The organism is Listeria aquatica, assembly GCF_014223975.1.
Taxonomy (GTDB): Bacteria; Bacillota; Bacilli; order Lactobacillales; family Listeriaceae; genus Listeria; species Listeria aquatica.
Map to the genome: position 1 here is coordinate 1 of NZ_JAARRM010000007.1, position 17,769 is coordinate 17,769.

At 39.8% G+C, this 17,769-nt stretch carries 17 protein-coding genes; 5 read left to right on the forward strand and 12 right to left on the reverse strand.

Annotated elements, in window-relative coordinates; genetic code table 11:
- Positions 1 to 399 precede the first annotated feature (399 nt).
- Together perR and HB912_RS11980 are read right to left on the reverse strand one after the other, a co-directional pair.
- Complete coding sequence (perR, locus tag HB912_RS11975) at positions 400 to 843, reverse strand: peroxide-responsive transcriptional repressor PerR (protein WP_036072328.1); 444 nt, start codon at positions 841 to 843, stop codon at positions 400 to 402.
- 80 nt (positions 844 to 923) lie between these two features.
- A complete protein-coding gene (locus HB912_RS11980; RefSeq protein WP_185374898.1) occupies positions 924 to 1,868 on the reverse strand; it encodes a D-2-hydroxyacid dehydrogenase in 945 nt (314 codons plus the stop codon).
- A 148-nt stretch (positions 1,869 to 2,016) separates the two neighbouring features.
- Between HB912_RS11980 and HB912_RS11985 the strand changes: the two genes are divergently transcribed.
- A complete protein-coding gene (locus tag HB912_RS11985) occupies positions 2,017 to 3,315 on the forward strand; it encodes a glutamate-1-semialdehyde 2,1-aminomutase (RefSeq protein WP_185374900.1) in 1,299 nt (432 codons plus the stop codon).
- Between the two features lie 78 nt (positions 3,316 to 3,393).
- Positions 3,394 to 4,473, forward strand: coding sequence for an aromatic acid exporter family protein (locus HB912_RS11990; protein ID WP_036072326.1), 1,080 nt, complete (start codon positions 3,394 to 3,396; stop codon positions 4,471 to 4,473).
- A gap of 29 nt (positions 4,474 to 4,502) precedes the next feature.
- Here the strand turns inward: HB912_RS11990 and HB912_RS11995 are convergent, their stop codons facing one another.
- The 4 genes from HB912_RS11995 to mutY all read right to left on the reverse strand — a co-directional run bounded on the left by HB912_RS11995 (position 4,503) and on the right by mutY (position 8,573).
- Complete coding sequence (locus HB912_RS11995) at positions 4,503 to 5,897, reverse strand: PA2928 family protein (protein ID WP_185374902.1); 1,395 nt, start codon at positions 5,895 to 5,897, stop codon at positions 4,503 to 4,505.
- Positions 5,898 to 6,023: 126 nt separating this feature from the next.
- Positions 6,024 to 6,551, reverse strand: a complete 528-nt coding sequence (gene ntdP / locus HB912_RS12000; RefSeq protein WP_036072319.1) for a nucleoside tri-diphosphate phosphatase — start codon at positions 6,549 to 6,551, stop codon at positions 6,024 to 6,026.
- 175 nt (positions 6,552 to 6,726) lie between these two features.
- On the reverse strand, positions 6,727 to 7,473 hold the full coding sequence (gene fabL, locus HB912_RS12005; protein WP_185374904.1) for an enoyl-[acyl-carrier-protein] reductase FabL: 747 nt from the start codon (positions 7,471 to 7,473) through the stop codon (positions 6,727 to 6,729).
- Positions 7,470 to 8,573, reverse strand: coding sequence for an A/G-specific adenine glycosylase (mutY, locus tag HB912_RS12010; RefSeq protein ID WP_185375081.1), 1,104 nt, complete (start codon positions 8,571 to 8,573; stop codon positions 7,470 to 7,472). The genes fabL and mutY overlap by 4 nt, the downstream gene beginning before the upstream one ends.
- Before the next feature lie 245 nt (positions 8,574 to 8,818).
- Here mutY and HB912_RS12015 point away from each other — a divergent pair, with 245 nt between their 5' ends.
- Positions 8,819 to 9,802 carry a metal-dependent hydrolase gene (locus HB912_RS12015; protein WP_036072317.1) on the forward strand — a complete coding sequence of 328 codons (984 nt, stop codon included), beginning with the start codon at positions 8,819 to 8,821 and terminating at the stop codon, positions 9,800 to 9,802.
- Positions 9,803 to 9,910: 108 nt separating this feature from the next.
- On the opposite strand, the gene HB912_RS12020 is transcribed toward HB912_RS12015, so the two are convergent.
- From HB912_RS12020 to recX, 3 genes are read right to left on the reverse strand one after another with little or no spacing between them, the layout of a single operon-like run.
- Positions 9,911 to 10,372 (reverse strand): dCTP deaminase/dUTPase family protein, encoded by a 462-nt coding sequence (locus HB912_RS12020; protein ID WP_185374906.1) that lies wholly within the window; start codon positions 10,370 to 10,372, stop codon positions 9,911 to 9,913.
- The gene (locus tag HB912_RS12025; RefSeq protein WP_036072313.1) at positions 10,369 to 10,620 is read right to left on the reverse strand and encodes a YfhJ family protein; all 252 of its coding nucleotides are present in this window, start codon (positions 10,618 to 10,620) and stop codon (positions 10,369 to 10,371) included. Before HB912_RS12025 ends, HB912_RS12020 begins: the two co-directional genes overlap by 4 nt.
- A complete protein-coding gene (gene recX, locus HB912_RS12030; protein WP_185374908.1) occupies positions 10,617 to 11,432 on the reverse strand; it encodes a recombination regulator RecX in 816 nt (271 codons plus the stop codon). Before recX ends, HB912_RS12025 begins: the two co-directional genes overlap by 4 nt.
- Before the next feature lie 92 nt (positions 11,433 to 11,524).
- On the opposite strand from recX, the gene HB912_RS12035 reads away from it, so the two are divergent.
- Positions 11,525 to 12,436 carry a TIGR01777 family oxidoreductase gene (locus HB912_RS12035; protein ID WP_185374910.1) on the forward strand — a complete coding sequence of 304 codons (912 nt, stop codon included), beginning with the start codon at positions 11,525 to 11,527 and terminating at the stop codon, positions 12,434 to 12,436.
- A gap of 147 nt (positions 12,437 to 12,583) precedes the next feature.
- Here the strand turns inward: HB912_RS12035 and mprF are convergent, their stop codons facing one another.
- Together mprF and HB912_RS12045 are read right to left on the reverse strand one after the other, a co-directional pair.
- Positions 12,584 to 15,190: a bifunctional lysylphosphatidylglycerol flippase/synthetase MprF gene (gene mprF, locus HB912_RS12040; protein ID WP_185374912.1), complete on the reverse strand. Its 2,607-nt coding sequence runs from the start codon at positions 15,188 to 15,190 to the stop codon at positions 12,584 to 12,586.
- A gap of 26 nt (positions 15,191 to 15,216) precedes the next feature.
- Complete coding sequence (locus tag HB912_RS12045; protein ID WP_185374914.1) at positions 15,217 to 15,900, reverse strand: VanZ family protein; 684 nt, start codon at positions 15,898 to 15,900, stop codon at positions 15,217 to 15,219.
- Positions 15,901 to 16,062: 162 nt separating this feature from the next.
- On the opposite strand from HB912_RS12045, the gene HB912_RS12050 reads away from it, so the two are divergent.
- Entirely contained in the window at positions 16,063 to 16,815 is a 753-nt protein-coding gene (locus tag HB912_RS12050; RefSeq protein WP_185374916.1) for a TipAS antibiotic-recognition domain-containing protein, read from the forward strand.
- 40 nt (positions 16,816 to 16,855) lie between these two features.
- Here the strand turns inward: HB912_RS12050 and HB912_RS12055 are convergent, their stop codons facing one another.
- Positions 16,856 to 17,590 (reverse strand): class I SAM-dependent methyltransferase, encoded by a 735-nt coding sequence (locus tag HB912_RS12055; protein WP_185374918.1) that lies wholly within the window; start codon positions 17,588 to 17,590, stop codon positions 16,856 to 16,858.
- Positions 17,591 to 17,769 lie beyond the last annotated feature (179 nt).

Here is a 17,769-nt window from a genome sequence, read left to right on the forward strand (position 1 = left end):
TTTGGAAATCGCTCTCGATTTCCTGTCCTGCGAATTGATTGGTGAAACATATTGTCTCATCGCTTTTTCGTCTTCTTATTGTTCAGTTTTCAAAGGTCATTTAGTTGCAAAAACAAGTTTCATTTTGAAAGTGAAATCGTTTTTTGCGACTTTTAAATCATATCATTTGAACGCTGATCTGTCAACAATTTTTTAATTTGTTTTTTCTTGCATTTCAAATCAAAAATGTTGTAATTAGTAGCGCCGAGAACTAATATACCAAGTTTAGAGAAGTATGTCAATAAAATTATGAATAAAAATGTAGAAAAATGTAAAATCATGTTTAACAGCTTTTTATATGCATAAAATATGCATATAAAAAGTGTGCAAAATTCATTGCACACTTTTAAGCTATTTCAATTAATGATTTTCTTTTGCCTGACACTCTGGACAAATTCCATAAACTTCTAAACGATGCTTATTAATTTCATATCCAGTGACAGAAGCAGCAAAATGTTCCACTTCATCTAAACCTGGATAATGAAAATCTACAATTTTCCCACACTTTTCACAAATAGCGTGATAGTGATTAGACGTAGTGAAATCAAAACGGCTTGAAGCATCACCATAAGATAATTCTTTGATTAACCCAGCATCACGAAATACGCGTAAGTTGTTGTAAACGGTCGCAACACTCATATTCGGATATTCAGGTTCTAAGGCCTTATAGATTTCATCTGCTGTAGGATGGGAATGTGAATTGATTAAGAACTCTAATATAGCATGACGTTGAGGAGTAATACGAACTCCAGACTGTTTGAGGACATCTATTGACTCTTTTAATTGAGTACTAGACACCGCCATGCACTCCTTCCCTAAATTAAAATAATTTTAATACTTCTATTATTTTAACGGAAACTCTTCTATTATGTCAATAATGGGATTTAATAGCCACGTTTTAAATCTATCAAATTGACGAGTGCTTCATTTTGCTTAAACCGGATGATATTATCTGCAAAGATTTGAAAACTACGTTTGAGATACTGATCAGTATGCCCAGATACATGTGGCGTTAAAGTTACATTTTCTGCTTCCCACAATGGACTTTCTATAGGTAGAGGCTCTTCTGGAAAGACGTCCAAATAAAAATGTCTAACGGCATTTGCTTGGATAGCTTCTTCAAGTACTTCTTTTGTTGTTACGTTTCCTCGACCAATATTGATAAACACGGCTTGATTAGGAAGGGATTCAAAAAAGTTTCTTCCATAGATTTCATTTGTTTCCTTCGTTTTAGGCAAGACTGAGACAAAGTAGTCAACTTCTGAAATTAGTTCGGATAGATTCTTTAGCGGGTAAGTTTTGTCAAAGGATTCTGCTTTATGGCCAGTTGTATTGAAACCGATCGTCTTCATTTGGAAAGTTTTTGCAAAGCGTGCTACTTGGATGCCTATCGCGCCTGTTCCGGCAATGGCGATAGTTTTTTCACCCAACTCAACTACGGGATGTTCGGATGCGTATTGTTTTTTTTGCTGTGCTGAACTAAAGAAGCGCAACTGTTTGACATCATCAAGTAGGTAAGCCATGACAAATTCTGCCATAGGGTAAGCGTGGATGCCTCGCACGTTGCTAACTTTGATTTGCCGTCTTGTAATCGCTTCTGCTGGAAGGCTATCGACACCTGCTGAATATACCATGATCCATTTGAGATTTTCTGCTGCATGAATAAGCGGCTCCGTGAGGTCGCTCCCGTAAGTGACGATGACATCTACTTCCTTTAGCTCAGCAAAGTTTTCTAGATTGTCTGTGTAATAGGTTTTGTCGGTTTCAAATTGTTTAGCGAATTCTTTTTGCAATTCTTCTGGAATTGCCATGGTGAAAACGATTTTCATTAAGCCTACCTCCCTTTTTTACCCAGTGTATGACTTTTTTTAGAAAACAGCAATGATCTTGCCCTTTCAAGTTGCGACTTCTGCTTATTTTTCATAGAATAGAAGAGACGAGCAGGGAAACCTGCCTGATATAAAAGGAGATGTAAAGATGAATCATTCGAAATCTGAAGAGCTACATGAAGAAGCAAAAAAACACATTGTTGGCGGTGTCAACAGCCCAAGCCGGTCTTACAAAGGTGTTGGTGGCGGTGTTCCGATTACGATGAAATCTGCAAGTGGAGCTTATTTTTATGATGTGGATGGAAATAAGTACATTGATTATTTGGCGGCTTTTGGTCCAATCATCACTGGACACGCGCATCCACATATCACAAAGGCGATCACACGTGCGGCAGAAACGGGGGTCCTTTACGGAACGCCAACGGAACACGAAATTACGTTTGCCAAAATGTTAAAAGAAGCTATTCCCTCGCTTGATAAGGTTCGTTTTACAAATTCGGGTACGGAAGCTGTGATGACCACTGTTCGGGTGGCACGTGCTTATACTGTGCGCGAAAAAATCATTAAGTTCGGCGGCTCCTATCATGGTCACTTTGATCTTGTTCTCGTTGAAGCGGGTTCTGGACCTTCTACACTTGGAACGCCTGACTCTGCTGGTGTGACGCAAGCGACTGCACGTGAAGTGATTACGGTTCCGTTTAATGATTTGGATGCTTTTCGTGAGGCTCTTAAAGCTTGGGGCGATCAAGTGGCGGCTGTCCTCGTTGAACCGATCGTTGGGAACTTCGGGATTGTTGCTCCAGAACCTGGCTTCTTGGAGAAAGTGAATGAAATGACGCATGAAGCTGGTGCACTTGTGATTTATGATGAGGTCATTACGGCATTCCGCTTTATGTATGGCGGTGCACAAGACTATTTAAATGTCACGCCTGATTTGACGGCTCTTGGGAAAATTATTGGCGGTGGCCTTCCGATCGGTGCTTACGGTGGACGAGCTGATATTATGGAAGAAGTTGCCCCACTCGGACCTGCTTATCAAGCTGGCACACATGCTGGGAACCCTGCTTCCATTCAGTCTGGTATCGCCTGCTTGGAAGTTCTTCAAGAAGAAGGTCTTTATGACCGCTTTGAAAAATTGGGCCGGATGTTAAAAGAAGGGATTTTAAGCGCGGCAAAGGAATATCAAATTCCTGTGACGGTGAATCAAATTGTCGGTGCCTTAACTGTCTTTTTCACAAATAAAACGGTTCGAAATTATGAAGATGCACAAAATACAGATGGTGAAGCTTTTGCAGAGTTCTTTAAGGGGATGCGTGAGGAAGGGATTTTACTTGCTGCGTCTAAATATGAGGCTTGGTTTGTCACAACTGCTCACACAGAAAAAGATATCGAGGAAACGCTTGTCGCGGTTCAGCGTGTTTTCAAAAAAATGGCGGAAAATATGTAAAATCATGTTATTAATTAGTGAGACGGGTTATAATAAGAAAAAAGTGTTTTTAGGCACTTTAGAAAGGAATTACTTCGCATGAAATTCGGAGCTCGAATTCTAAAAACCGGAATTGCTATTTCGCTCGCACTTTTTATTGCGCAGCTTTGTAAGTCGCCTTCACCGGCGCTCGCAGGTATTTCCGCTATTTTTGCGATTCAGCCCTCGATTTATCGTTCCTATTTAACTATTTTAGAACGTGCTCAAGGGAATGTGATCGGAGCCGTGATTGCCATTTTATTCGGACTCTATATTGGGAATGATTTCATCTTAATCGGCGTAGCTTCTATTATCTGTGTGGCGCTTTTACTGAAATTGAAGCTTGAAAACACGATTGGGCTTGCCGTTGTGACACTTGTCATTATTATGGACTCTCCTGGAAACGGCTTTCTTGAGACAGCGCTTATCCGTTTTGGGACGATTATGCTGGGTCTTGTAGCGGCATTTATTGTAAACTTGATTTTTATTCCGCCGAAATATGAAGTCACGCTTTATCAACAAATTTATACTACGAACAGTGAGATCATGAAATGGATTAAGTTGAACTTACGACACGCGGCGGATTTTCCACTTCTAAAAAAAGATATGAACTGGATGCAAAATCAAATGTCGCAAATTCGTAATCAGTATGATTTATTTAAAGAAGAACGTTCATTCCGAAAAAAAGAGATGCTCGCAAAATCACGAAAAATCGCGATTTATAGGCAAATGATCTTGTGTTCGCAAAAAGCAATTGACTTACTGAAAATCCAACATCGCTATGAAAATGATTATTTGCTCCTCGCTCCGCTTAAGCAGGAACAAATTCGACAACAAATCGATTATTTAACGGATAAGCATGAGCAACTACTTCTTACTTATATTGACAAAGTGGCTGTTGATGTGGATTATGTGGAAGATCATCTGGCTCAAGATCCTAAAGAATTGATGGACTTGTTTATTAATGAATTGAAACTTGATGATGAAACGCGTGAACTGGATGAATATCACTTGATGAGGATTATTGCTTCGATCTTCGCATATCAGGAAACGGTAGATTACTTGGAAAAATTAATTCACAGTTTCAAACTGAGACACCAAGAAGATAACCAAATTGATATTAGCGTCACTGAAGAATAAAAACGCTGTAGGCTAAGCCTACAGCGTTTTTATTCGGGTTTCTTGCTGAAAAAACGGTCATTTTGAAAGCTATAACCTTTTAAGTTCCCATTTTTTAAGTTTATCTCTAGCAAATCATCATTAGACAGAAGTGTGAGTTTATCTCCTTGTTTCAAGGTGCTAGAGATGCTTGAAGTGTATAAGAGCGTCGTCCAACTCACCTGCTTTGTTCGCGGATTAAAAGCGCTTAGTTTCAGACTTGAATTTCTTTCAATGGTTTCATAGTGTAAAATCAGCCAATTTCCTTCGCTAGTTGCAAGCGGTAAATATTTTGAACTCGTCGCGACTCCAAGTCCCCCTGTTATTCTCACAAAGCGGTTGTATTCGGTCGAATACGCGCTATTTTCTGTATCACTTACTTGGCTAGTAAAGTCTGTTAAGGTGTGAAAGGTATCATTTGTTGGTCGCTTTCGACTAGGATCAAGAATAAATTCACCAGAAATGAAAGCTTCAGACATTACTTTTTCATTATCCGAAACAGCTACTTTATTTTGTTTGACAAGTTTAGTTTGATAGAGATAAGATCTTTCATTTTCTTGATCCATTTCAATATCACCACCTGCTTGGATAGCTTGAAGCTCTTTGTCTGATAACAAAGCAAACAACTGGTCACTATCCGGCGTTGCTGTGATTTGTGCGGTTTCAAATTTTTCATCACTGACTGGTGTCTCTGGAAAATCGGCTGCACGAATTCCTTCTTTCACAACTTTACCTGTTAGGTTTTTAGGATTGATTTGATAAAACTGACCATCTAATCCTTTAAAATAAACCAACTGGTCCTTCACTAGATAGTTTTCGTAATTCTTAGGTAACTGATTTTGGATGCCTTTAAAATCACTTGCCTTGGCTAAGGTTTTCCCCGTTTTTAAGGCAATCACTTGAAGACCATTCCCAGTAAAATACCAAAGTTTATCTCCCGTTTTCCCGAGTAATTCTGCTTCTCCGCCGGATAGTTTCGTTTGCCAAACTTTTTTTCCTGACTCTTGTGAAAGAGCGACCCCATAATAGCGCGTGCTTCCATATGTACCGTATTTTCCTGTTTCGTTTGCCAGAAAGTTCCCTGTCGTAAGTGCCACGGCTTCATCTCCGTTTGAGGTTTTAAAAGTAACAAACTTCTGCCCCGGTGTGACAGAACTCGAGCCACCTAACGAAAGGGAAAGAATCAAAAACAGCACAACGGGAAAGACAAGTGGTCCGATTAAAATAGTGAAAAAAGCAGTAATTGAAAAGCGTTCTTTTTTTCGAATCAATGTGCGAATATAACGGATTGCAAAAAACACACAAGCCCCAGCGATAATATAAATAATGGTTAAAAATACATTATGCCAGATCGCTAGGTCATACTGAAAAGCACGTACGATTCTATCCCAAAAAGTTAACTCCAATTTTTTCTCCCCTTATCTGCTTAAATATGCTTTTTGTAGTTTTATGTAAAAATTCAGTTAGTTAAAGATAGCAAAACCCCAAGCCTATTCAAGAATCCTTAGGCCTAGGGTCCGTCAATAATGACTTCAACGGTATTCTTTGTACTTTTCGTACCAAATGTCAATGTAATCTTTCGAAAAAGGTCCTTTTTTATCAAGAATCCAGTGACTTAAAATATCCACATTTTTTCGCAAAATCCGGTCGATAGAATCTGGATATTTCATTTGGCGGCGATGCTGTTCGTATTCGCCTTCATCAAGCAAATGAAATCGTCCATCTGGGAAGACTTTAATATCCAAATCGTAATCTATATACTTGAGTGCCTCACGGTCCATTGCAAACGGGGTTCCAAGATTACAATAATGATATAAGCCGTCTTCTCGAATCATTGAAATGACATTAAACCAATAATCGCTGTGAAAATAACAAATGGAAGGTTCACGTGTTACCCACTTTCTTCCATCTGATTCAACAACAAGCGTGTGATCATTTCCGCCGATGATCACGTTTTCTGTTGATTTAAGGACAACTGTTTTTTTCCAAGTACGATGAAGTTTACCGTTATGCTTGTAGCTTTTGATTTGAATAATTTCTTTTTCTTTAGGCAAGTACATATGCGCTTTCCTACTTTCTTCATGTACTAGAAACGGTTCACCTTGTATTATAGCATAAAAAAATGACACAAAAAAACTATAAACTCCTTCAAAAGCACGAATAACCTCAGAAAACCTCTTTTTCAAGAACATAAAGAAAGCTTTGGACGATTTAAAACCATCCAAAGCTCTACTACTAAGCAAGTAACGTTCGTCCACCATCTACAATAATTGTCTGCCCGCGGATCATATCTGCTTGTTCACTTGCTAAAAATAGCACAGTATTCACTAAATCGTTTAATTGAACCATTCTTCCAGCTGGCGTTTTATGAATCGCGTCTTGAATCAGCTCTTCTTTGTTTGGGAAGTGATCAAGCGCCTCCGTTTCGATTAAACCACCAGAAACCGTATTGACCGCAATGCCAAGTGGAGCAAGTTCAACGGCTAAGTATCTCGTTAACGATTCAACTGCTGCTTTTGAAACTCCCACTGTTGTATAATTTTCTAGGTAGCGGATAGCGCCAATCGAGCTAACTCCGATGATTTTTCCACCTCCCGTTTCTTGCATCAATTTGGCTGCTTCTTGGCTAGCGAATAACAAGGCTTTTGCATTGATATTCATCGTCCAGTCCCAGTGTGTTTCTTGGAGCTCCATCAGCGGCTTTAAAACGCCACTTGCTGCGTTACTAACGAATAAATCTAATCGTCCGAAGGTATCTTTTATTTCAGCAAACATCACTCGCATTTTCTCAACATCTCCAATATTGGCACGGAAAAGCTCACAGCGACGTCCCATTTGTTCGATTTCCAGTTTTACTTCTTCTGCTTTTTTTCTATTTCTCGCAAAATTCACCGCGATATCGTATCCTTCAGCTGCGAGTTTCAGTGCGATTTCGCGTCCTAATCCTCGACTGCTTCCAGTTACTAGTGCTACTTGATTCATTCTTGATTTCCTCCTTTTTGTTTTAAAAAAGCTTGCCACATTTTTTGGTACGGAACCGGAAAGGCAAGTTCAGTCATCTCTTTTTCCGTTAAACATTTGGTTCGTCCTGATAATTCTCCTTCTAAAATACGCGCTTGTTTAAGTTCAACTTGCCAGACAAGGTGTGAAAATACATGCTTAACATGTGTCACTACATTATCCGCTAATTCTAAAGTAAGCCCGTATTTTCGTAAGAATTTCAGTTTTACAAGTTCATCATTTTCATTGGGTAGAGCCTCTATTGTCGGAAACTGCCACATACCAGCAAGCAAACCTGTATCTTCCCGCTGCTCCACAATATATTTTCCATCTTGTTCAATGATGACGGCTATAAGTGGAATTGTTTTGGACTTTGTCTTCTTAATTTTAACAGGATAATCAAGCTCTTTTCCAGCTTGATGTGCTTCGCAAAATTCTTGCAGCGGGCACAGTAAACACATTGGCTTTTTTGGTGTGCATACAAGTGCACCAATTTCCATCAAGCCTTGATTAAATGCAGAGGCATGCTCTGGATCAATCAGTTTATATAAAATTGCTTCAAACGTTTTTCGTGTTTTCGGCTTCATGATGTCTTCATCAATTTCAAAAACCCGTGATATCACCCGCATTACGTTCCCATCGACAGCCGGCTCTTGCTTCCCATAAGCAATGCTAAGAATAGCTCCTGCTGTATAAGGCCCCACTCCCTTAAGACTCAAAAGTGCTTCTTTTGTATCAGGAACCACTCCATCAAACTCTTCAGTCACTTGCCGCATGGCTATTTGCAAATTGCGAACACGTGAATAATAGCCAAGTCCTTCCCACGCTTTTAAAATTTCGGCTTCCGTCGCATAAGCAAAATCCCGCATCGTCGGAAACTTTTGCATGAAACGCTCAAAATAAGGAAGCACAGTATCCACTCGTGTTTGCTGAAGCATCACTTCTGATACCCAAATTCTGTAAGGATCTGTATTTTCACGCCACGGTAAAACGCGCTTGTTTGCATCATACCAAGAAACAAGTGCTAGCCGAAAGCTTGAAATTTTAGATGAATCCCAGTTTAGAAATTCATGTGTTTGCATTTTATTCACCATAATTCTCATAGATTTTTAATGTGCTGTTCTTCTCAATGTGTAGTATAATGTAGACGAGGGAATAGAATAATAAGCTTAACTTTTACTATTATACAGAAAGTCTAAGTCTTTGAACAGACTTCTGTATAGAAAAGAAGAGCTGATTAGAGTTTATTACTCTAATCCCATTTTGTTGCAGAAAGCAGTCGCTTTCTTTTAAGGTGACTACTTTCACTCTACGAGGAGGAAAGCTTTTGGACACTGGCACACACGTTGTTATGGGAATCGCACTTGGGGGTCTTGCAACAGGGATTGACCCTGGGATCGCAAGCAGTTCACCCGCTGTGATTGGCATCATGGCAGCAACGATCATTGGTTCTCAAATTCCCGACGTCGATACAGTTTTAAAACTTAAAAACAACGCGGACTATATTCGCAATCACAGAGGGGTAACACACTCTCTTCCAATGCTGTTTATTTGGCCGCTACTCATTTCAACTATACTTTACTTTATTTTTCCGCAGGCTACTTTTATACATTTACTACTTTGGAGTTTCATTGCGGTTGCGCTCCACATCTTTGTTGACATTTTTAACGCGTATGGCACGCAAGCGATTCGACCTTTCAAGGATACCTGGGTCGCCTTTGGTTTTATCAACACATTTGACTGGTTTATTTTCGGGTCACATGTGGTTGCGATCATCCTTTGGTTACTTGGTACACCCGCGGGTCCAACGTTCTTTACGCTTTATGCGATCCTAGCGCTTTATTATGTCGCACGGGCCGTGACACAGCAAATGATCAAACGAGCGGTTCAACATTTAATTCCTGACGCTGAAGAAATTATTGTTGCTTCAACCATACATTTCTTCCAGTGGCGTGTTGCCGTCACAACGAAAGATCATTACTACGTGGGACGAGCATTCAAACGAAATATTTCGATCTATGAAAAATTCGATCGTTTGCCTGTTCCAGATAATGAGCTCATTCGTGCTGCGAAACAGGATAAAAATTTAGCTGCTTTCGTTTCTTTCTCCAAAGTCTACAACTGGAGAATTGAAGAAAAGTTAGATGCAACCTATGTCACGTTTACGGATTTGAGATACCGTAGCAACGGGCACTACCCATTTGTTGCAGTCGTGCGCTTAGATGATAATTTAAAAATTCTATCGTCTTATACAGGCTGGATTTTTTCTGATGAAAAATTACAGAAAAAACTCGTTCCTGTCGCACTCTAACCCCTACCCCATACAAAAAAGAGAGTTTTTACTACTCTCTTTGCAAGAAACCGGAAGGTAAATGGACTATTTCATTTACCTTTCGGCTTTTTTACTATCCTTCACCAATTAAAGTCCCGTGCTGCCAAAACCACCATCGCGTGTTTCGCTCATCACTTCATCCTTATCAGCCACAAGATACTTCGTAAAAATTCCTTGAGCAATTCGTTCCCCTTTTTGAATAGTCACAGGCTCGCTTCCGATATTTCGAAGCGCAATCCCGATATTCCCATCATTATCTTTATTTTCATAATAAGAAGCATCAATAATTCCTGTGTTATTGGATAAGTTAAGCCCACGCTTAATTCCCATCGAAGATCTCACGTGCATCATCAAAACTTCATCACTTAACATATAGCTTTTTACATCTGTGAAAAAAGTATGTGTTCCTCCAGGATAAAGTGTCGCATCTTCATTCGAATAAAAATCATAGCCCGCAGAACCAGCATCCGAACGTTCTGGTAAATGAATCTCTTCCCCTTTAAAAAAGCGACTATCCTCGCGAACCACTTCAAAACCACGTTGTTTCATTTTATTTCCCCCTCATTCTCATCTTTTTGCTTTCTCGTAACCAAATGAAGCATCGCCCCATGCTGTTCAATTTGTTGTTTGACATAATCTGCCGCATACTGAGCACCACGATACGGGTATCCTGCTTTTGCATAAGAACTTTCAAAATCACTCCAAAGCATTTCCACCCACCAAAGTGCCTTTTCCTCACTAAGAGCCGGATTTTTAGCAAGTAATTGTTTCGTTAATTCCTCCGTATAATCGTTCACTCATCTTCCACCTCTTCAAAATCAATCTCATATTCCGCAAGATAGGCTTCAATGTTTGCATAGCTAAAGCCCTTTTGCATCAATGATTGAATCGTTTTTTGCTTCGCTTTTCGCGGATCGAATCGTTTATTCTTGCGGATTAGTTTTTCAAGCTGTTTACCAAGAATTTCTGTTTCATCTTCTTCATTTAACTCAGCAGTAGCTTCGCTTGCCGCATTTTTCACTTCAAGCTCTGAAAAACCTTTCTGCAGTAGATCTGTTCGAATCTTCATTACAAGACGCTGTTTGGCTAAATTTCGACTACGCCTTGCTATTTTTGATGCTTCTTTAAGCGCATTCTCCTCGCGTTCTTCTGCTGTATAAGTAGCTAGACTCGCATCAATAATTTCACGTGTAACCCCTTTTTCAATCAATTCTCGGCGGATTTTTCCCGGGCCTTTTGTTGTAGTCTTGACTTGTGTTCTCACGTAAAGTTTTGCGAATTCAGCATCATTTAAATAATCCATCTCCACAAGTTTTTGAACAATGCTATCTCGGTGAATGGCTTCAATTTCCTGCTTCGCTAAAAAAGAACGAATTTCTTTTTCCGAACGAACACGATGAGATAAAAATTGAATCGCCTTATTTAACCCAATCCGAACTTGGTCAGCTTCTTCAATTTGCTCAATTTCTTCTTCCGAAAGTGTTTTTCCTTTCGAAAGATGAAAACGCGCGAGCACTTCTTCATCTACACTAAAACGATACTTTTCATCCACAAAAACATTGTAGCGTTCTTTTCTTTTTTCTTGTACTCGGATTGCGGTAATTTTCATGAAAAAAACCTCCCTATTTATCTTATCATACTCCAAAATGGGTTTCTATTGTTAATGAAACGGGAAAAGGCAAAACGAAACGAGGTGGAGAAATGAATATTTTAATTGCCGGAGGAACTGGATTTACCGGCAGGCGATTAACGAAGTCCTATATGGAAACAGGAGATCAAGTTTATATTTTAACACGGGAAAAACGAGCTTCCTTCGAGAACATTCATTTCATTCAGTGGCTGCAAGATGACACTTCGCTTCCTGATTTGAGTGACATTCATTTTGACCTAGTCCTTAATCTTGCTGGAGCGAACCTAGCTTCTAAAAGATGGACCGCAAGACGGAAAAAAGAAATTGTGGATAGTCGAATTCAGGCAACTGCAGCTTTACTTTCCATCATCAAACATCAACCGCAAAAGCCAGATGTTTGGATCAACGCCAGTGCAGTTGGTGGCTATCCCCCGTCCTATACGGAAATCTATTCTGATTACTATAGAGAAGAACATCCAAAGCGGGCTTCATTTCTTGGAAGAGCTGTCACTGAGTGGGAAAAAACGGCTTCCGAAGTAGAGAAGCTTGGAATCAGGCTCGTTATCGCTCGATTCGGGCTCGTGCTAGGCCGAGAAGGAGGAGCCTTCCCATCTTTTGAAAAAGTCTTTCGAAGCGGGCTCGGCGGGAAATTTGGCACCGGTGAAATGTGGTATTCGTGGATTCATATTGATGACCTTGTGCGCGCGGTTCGTTTTGTCGCAAACGATGAAAGCTTAACTGGGATCGTCCATTTCACTTCCCCTCATCCCGTCCAGGAGAAGCAGTTTGCTATGAAAATGGCTGAGAAATTACACCGACCTTCCCTCCTGACCATTCCAGAAACTGCGATCAAATTTGCACTGGGAGACAAGGCGGCTGCCATTTTAGATAGTCATCGTGTATATCCCGAGCAGCTCGTCTCTCACCATTTTGAATTCTATTTTGATACGATTGACCTTGCTTTAAACGACTTAATTGATTAAAAAAAGCTTGGAAGTGCTACTGACATTTAGTGTTTGTCAGCTACTTCCAAGCTTTTTTCTTGCGATATGTGAAGTTCATGTTTAGCGAATACAGTGACGAATCGTTCTACGATCAACTCAAATCAGAAAAAAATTTCGGTACTGCATTTATTCATCCTTGGTTTTTGGTTCATCTGGATTCGCATCTGAGAGGGGCACTTCGAGAAGAATCTGCCCTTTCTTAAGCGGTCGCTTTTTACCAACAAGGAGCATCAATTGAAGCATTGTAAAGGCAATCGAGCTACGCTTTCTGTAAGCAACAAATTTTTGCACCCAAGTGGTTACATATTTGGCTTTGTAGTTTCTTAATCCCTTAAAGCTATAGAAGCCTTGGCTGTAGCGGTAAACAAGGCCGGCCAAACGTTCTCCTAAAAAGGCATATTGTGATTCGCCCACATTCGCAAGCGGCGCCATTCCCATATTGAAGGTTTGATAGCCTTTTTCTTTCGCATCTTCAAACAGTTTGATGAATAGAAAATCCATGATGCCTGAAGGTGCGTCTTTTCCGTAGCGCATTAAATCAATCGAGGTTAATTCATCCGTGTAAGCCGGCATGATGGAAGCGAATGCGATAATCTCTCCATCCGCGTTTCTTGCAACGGCTATATCTGCTTGGTTTAAGTAATAAGAATCAAAGAAGCCAAGCGAAAATCCTTTTTCGGTGCGGCCCGAAAGCCACTCATCTGAAAGTTTGCGAAGGGTTTTAAAAGTTTCTCCATCAAATGGCGGGGTTAGAATTTCAAACTGATAACCTTCCCGCTCAAATTTATTCATCAAAGCGCGCTCGCCTTTTTTCTTTTTACCGGAAAGCGAAAAGTCTGTTACATCAACATACCCTTCTTCGCCTAATTTGATAAAATCAAAGCCCATTTCATGCAAGTAAGCAAGCATGTCACCTTTTACTTCATAAAATACAGGTCGGTAGCCAAACTTATCCGCTTCTTCCATCAGCTCTAATATCGCTGCATTGCGTTTTTTTTCGTTTCCAATCGGCTCTCCCATAATGACCATTTTGTCGGCGATGATTCGAAAGGCAAAAAGTACCTCTCCGTCTTGTGCCCAGAAAAGAAGTTTATCACGTAAAAAGATGGTATGACTCACTTCATTGCCACCCCATTTTTCAAGATGGTCGCGTACGCGTTCTTCTTGGAAGGGGGAGCCAAAAGGTTTCGGCGACTGTGATAGATAAAAATAAATCACAATAAGGCAAATGATGGCAATGAGCATTCCGATAAAACCAGTAAGCCAAATATGTTCGGAGGCAATTTCTAGATACTCGGGAATCGCTTTTTTATGGATCACTTTAGGCGAATTATAGATGCCGATAATCACGTAGCCAACTAAGCAAACTAGGAAAATAAGGGCATCAAAAATAATTTTGCTCCATGTGTAAACAAATTTCTCTCGGTAAAATTCTTTGCGTGCCAAAAATACACAGAGAAGCACAATGCCAAGGAAAATCGCTTGCTTAATGGAAAATACGCGTGCAAGTGTATTGAAAATCGCACAGCCAAGTACAATCACGGTTGCGATATAAGCTTTTTTGGTTTTGCTTTCGATGCTTCTTCCAAGCCCTAGTAACAAAAAGCCGAATGCGACATTCGTTACTTGCGAGATAAACAAAAAGCTAAAGGGCATCAATTTGTAAAGAAACGGCACATGATAAATCGCAAAGGGTAAAACGGACGATAAGATCAACATTAAGCCGCTAAAATAAACAAATAATACTAAAAAGCGGTGAGCCACTTTTTGTAAAAAGAGAAAAGGAAGATTTTCTAGATAATCATTCAGGCGTTTTCCAGCTTTTTGAACGAAGAACAAAAGGCCGGCAAGGAATGGAATAATATAGTAGAAAACTCGGTAAAATAGCAACCAGACGATCGCGAGTTCATTTGAAACGCCTAGCTGATCAAGCCCGTAAAGCATGACGAGGTCAAAGGTCCCAACCCCTCCTGGAACCATTGAAACGATTCCAATAACAGAAGCAATCACAAAGAGCGGGAAAACCTTCATCAAATCGACTGGTTCATTCATGAGAAAGCCAATTGCTACAAAGCAGAGAAAGGCAAATCCCCACTCCAGCAAAGAAGCAGAGATCAAAGAGGCTTCACGTTTAAGGGGTAAATCTTCGAAAAGGGATTTGCTTTTCCATTTTGTAACAATAAACAAAACAGGGAAATAAAGGCCGCCTCCTAAAAGCCATGGCCAAAAGCTACGAAAGTGATCTGCAAAGCCTGGAATCGGTAAAGTTGCAAGCCCTACTAAGCAGTAAATCGATAGCCCAGAGACAAGGAAAAGTGCAATTTTTGAAATCGCAAGTAAGATTTCTTTATGGGAAGCATTTTTCCCATAAAAGCTTGCCCGAAGAGATGCACCAAGTACGCCCCCAAAGCCCCCGATATTCGTAAAGGTATTTGTGATCCAGCCAGAAGCAATGACGTGCATTGTTGAAAATTTTCCTGGCAAAAGTTTAACGATAACAAAGTCATAAATAAGCATGGGGGTAACCGCGATAAGTCCAATTAAAACCATCAATAACAAGGTTTCTGGACTTTGTGAAGTCATATTCTTTTTGAGCACATGAAAATCAATCGTTGTCGCGATGTTAAAAACTTCGTAAATGACAAATAGCATGATGAAGGATATAAAAACGATTTTAACAACCTTGCTGTTTCTTTGAAAAAAATCGTAGGCTTGTAGTAATTTCTCTTTCATTTTCATTCTCCTTTGATCTAAAAGTCTTATTTCCGTTTCCGTCTGCCTTTCACCCGTTTACGAAATGCCGGAACAAGATAAATACAAAGTACGCCAACTGAACCACTTAATGTGTTTAAAATCACATCATCAATATCCGTTGATCGACCTGTTGGAAGTGCTAAGCCACTAAACCCAGTGACGAGTGTGGTTTGAATGAACTGAATGAGTTCGATTCCACACGATGTGAAAAAGACAATTAAAATCGCGATGCTTCCTCTTTTTACTACTTTAAAATATAATAAGAAAAAAGATAGCGGTGCAAGCATCAACGCATTACCAATAATTTGTATAACTGTTGGCATTGTCGGCAAAGTTTGCCGAAATGTATTTTCAATCGTTGTAAAAGGTTCCAAATTGATTAAGTCTTTTTGAATGTGAAAATCCCCTGTATACGTACTATTTGCAAAATCTCCTGCAGCAATATAAGTAACGAGATGGTGCAGGACAAATATATACAAAATAAAAACGGAAAACCAAACAAAATCAAGGCCGTTTTTAAGGTGTGCTAGTTTTATAAGGATTGCCGTAATCGCGAGCAAAAAGAGCCCGTTAACAACCGCATTAATGAATTCCGGCCGACTTCCAAATTGAACGGCTAAAAAAATGCCATATCCTAAGTATAGGAGCGGAAAACAAAGCATCAGATATTTTAATTGCTTGACTTGCATGAAGTGCCCGCCCTCTCTAATGATTTCTCTTTCTAGTGTAGCAGATTGCCTCTCGAATGAAAAGAACTTATAAGCTTACATTTTCGAAAGAAAGTTGTCACATAAAAAGCTTGACCTTAACGTTACGTAAACCTTTAAACTATGAATGTGGAGGTGATTTTCGTGGAATACACGATTCAAAAATTGGCAACTCTCGCCGGTGTGAGTTCACGTACACTGCGATATTATGATGAAATTGGGCTACTCAAGCCGGCACGAGTCAGTTCAAATGGCTACCGAATTTACGGACAAGAACAAGTAGATTTGCTTCAGCAAATTTTGTTCTATCGCGAAATGGAAGTGAGCCTTCCGGCTATTCAAGAAATCTTAGAAAACCCTAAGTTTGATGAAAAAGAGGCGCTTAAAAAGCATTACGCGGAACTCCTCCAAAAAGAAAAACGTTTGAAGTGGCTTATCGCAACTGTTGAGAAGACTCTTCAAGCGAAGGAAGGAAAGATAACGATGAGTGATCAAGAAAAATTTGAAGCTTTTAAAGCAGATCTCATTTCGCAAAATGAAGAAAAATTTGGCACTGAAATTCGTGAAAAGTACGGAGAAGAGATTATCGAAAAAAGTAATCACAAGGTGGCAAATATGAGCGAAGCAAACTATCAAAAAGTGACACAACTGGATGCGCGCTTATCTGAACTGCTTATAATGATGCAAGCTGGAGTAACGAAGGACTTGGAGCAGGAAGTTTTTCAAACCCACAAAGCATGGCTTAGCTATTTTTGGCCTAGCTATTCGGAAGAAGCACATCTCGGAATTGTTGAAATGTACCTTGCTGATCCGCGTTTTACTGCTTATTATGACGATAAGGCGGGTGCTGGCGCGGCTAAGTTACTGCACGATGCTGTTCAAAATGAGCTCCGTTAGAAACAAGAAAAAGCAGGTTCCTCACCTGCTTTTTCTTGTTTTATTTGGTATTCGTTGCTGAAAAGATTAACATCATGGGGCGCCTAAACTCATCTCGCATTCCAGGGATATCTTGCATCTCTTCTCCCGGCGTGGGTTCTTTTAATTGGTCTACCCTAAAACCGTTTTGGCGTAAACTCTCGAAATACTGTGTAATCGTCCGGTGATATTTTGTCATGTCTTGACCCAAAAAGTGAACCATTCGTTTCCCTGAATCAAAATAGTGATCGACCGGAAAAGAAACGATATTTCCATCTTCATCGTAAATAAAGTCTTGCGAACCCTCTGCTGTAAATACAGGATGTTCGATGGAAAAGATAAATGTTCCGTTTGCTTTTAGGAAGTGGTGCACTTTTTTTACTAACTCATCAAATTTTTCTACATAATGAAAAGCTAGTGAACTGATAACAATATCAAAGGAATCCTTTTCAAACCGGACTTTCTCTATGTCTTCATGTAAATATTCGACGGCTTCAAGGTTAGTTTGAGCACGCGCTACTTGCAACATTTTTTCAGAAATGTCGACACCGGTAACAGAAGTTGCTCCTTGTTCTGCCGCGTAAACCGAATGCCAACCATAGCCGCAGCCAAGATCAAGCACCCGCTTCCCAGTGAAATCGGGGAGCATTTCTTTTAATGTGTGCCATTCGCCCGCCGCTTCCAAACCTTTTTTACTTCGCTCCATTTGACTATAGCTGTTAAAAAAATCTGGATTGTCATAGATGTTTTCGCTCATTTTTCATTCCTCCTATTTGGGTCTTATCCACTTTATTTTTCACTTTTCTATTCTAAACATCAAAAATATAACATATTTCTCAAGCAAGAACCTAGTGTTTTCACTAGAAAATTTTGTACTCAACTAGCTTTTTTTCGCGATTTTGTGGTACTCTTATCTATAGAAAAAACGGAGAGGAG

Excerpts from the sequence above, each read along its gene's own strand:
- recX (WP_185374908.1), bottom strand. The coding sequence starts at position 11,432 with ATGAAAATTACCGCAATCCGAGTACAAGAAAAAAGAAAAGAACGCTAC.
- HB912_RS12020 (WP_185374906.1), bottom strand. The coding sequence starts at position 10,372 with ATGAAACAACGTGGTTTTGAAGTGGTTCGCGAGGATAGTCGCTTTTTT.
- fabL (WP_185374904.1), bottom strand. The coding sequence starts at position 7,473 with ATGAATCAAGTAGCACTAGTAACTGGAAGCAGTCGAGGATTAGGACGC.
- HB912_RS12045 (WP_185374914.1), bottom strand. The coding sequence starts at position 15,900 with ATGCAAGTCAAGCAATTAAAATATCTGATGCTTTGTTTTCCGCTCCTA.
- HB912_RS12035 (WP_185374910.1), top strand. The coding sequence starts at position 11,525 with ATGAATATTTTAATTGCCGGAGGAACTGGATTTACCGGCAGGCGATTA.
- ntdP (WP_036072319.1), bottom strand. The coding sequence starts at position 6,551 with ATGTACTTGCCTAAAGAAAAAGAAATTATTCAAATCAAAAGCTACAAG.
- mutY (WP_185375081.1), bottom strand. The coding sequence starts at position 8,573 with ATGCAAACACATGAATTTCTAAACTGGGATTCATCTAAAATTTCAAGC.
- perR (WP_036072328.1), bottom strand. The coding sequence starts at position 843 with ATGGCGGTGTCTAGTACTCAATTAAAAGAGTCAATAGATGTCCTCAAA.
- mprF (WP_185374912.1), bottom strand. The coding sequence starts at position 15,190 with ATGAAAGAGAAATTACTACAAGCCTACGATTTTTTTCAAAGAAACAGC.
- HB912_RS12055 (WP_185374918.1), bottom strand. The coding sequence starts at position 17,590 with ATGAGCGAAAACATCTATGACAATCCAGATTTTTTTAACAGCTATAGT.
- HB912_RS11985 (WP_185374900.1), top strand. The coding sequence starts at position 2,017 with ATGAATCATTCGAAATCTGAAGAGCTACATGAAGAAGCAAAAAAACAC.
- HB912_RS11980 (WP_185374898.1), bottom strand. The coding sequence starts at position 1,868 with ATGAAAATCGTTTTCACCATGGCAATTCCAGAAGAATTGCAAAAAGAA.
- HB912_RS11990 (WP_036072326.1), top strand. The coding sequence starts at position 3,394 with ATGAAATTCGGAGCTCGAATTCTAAAAACCGGAATTGCTATTTCGCTC.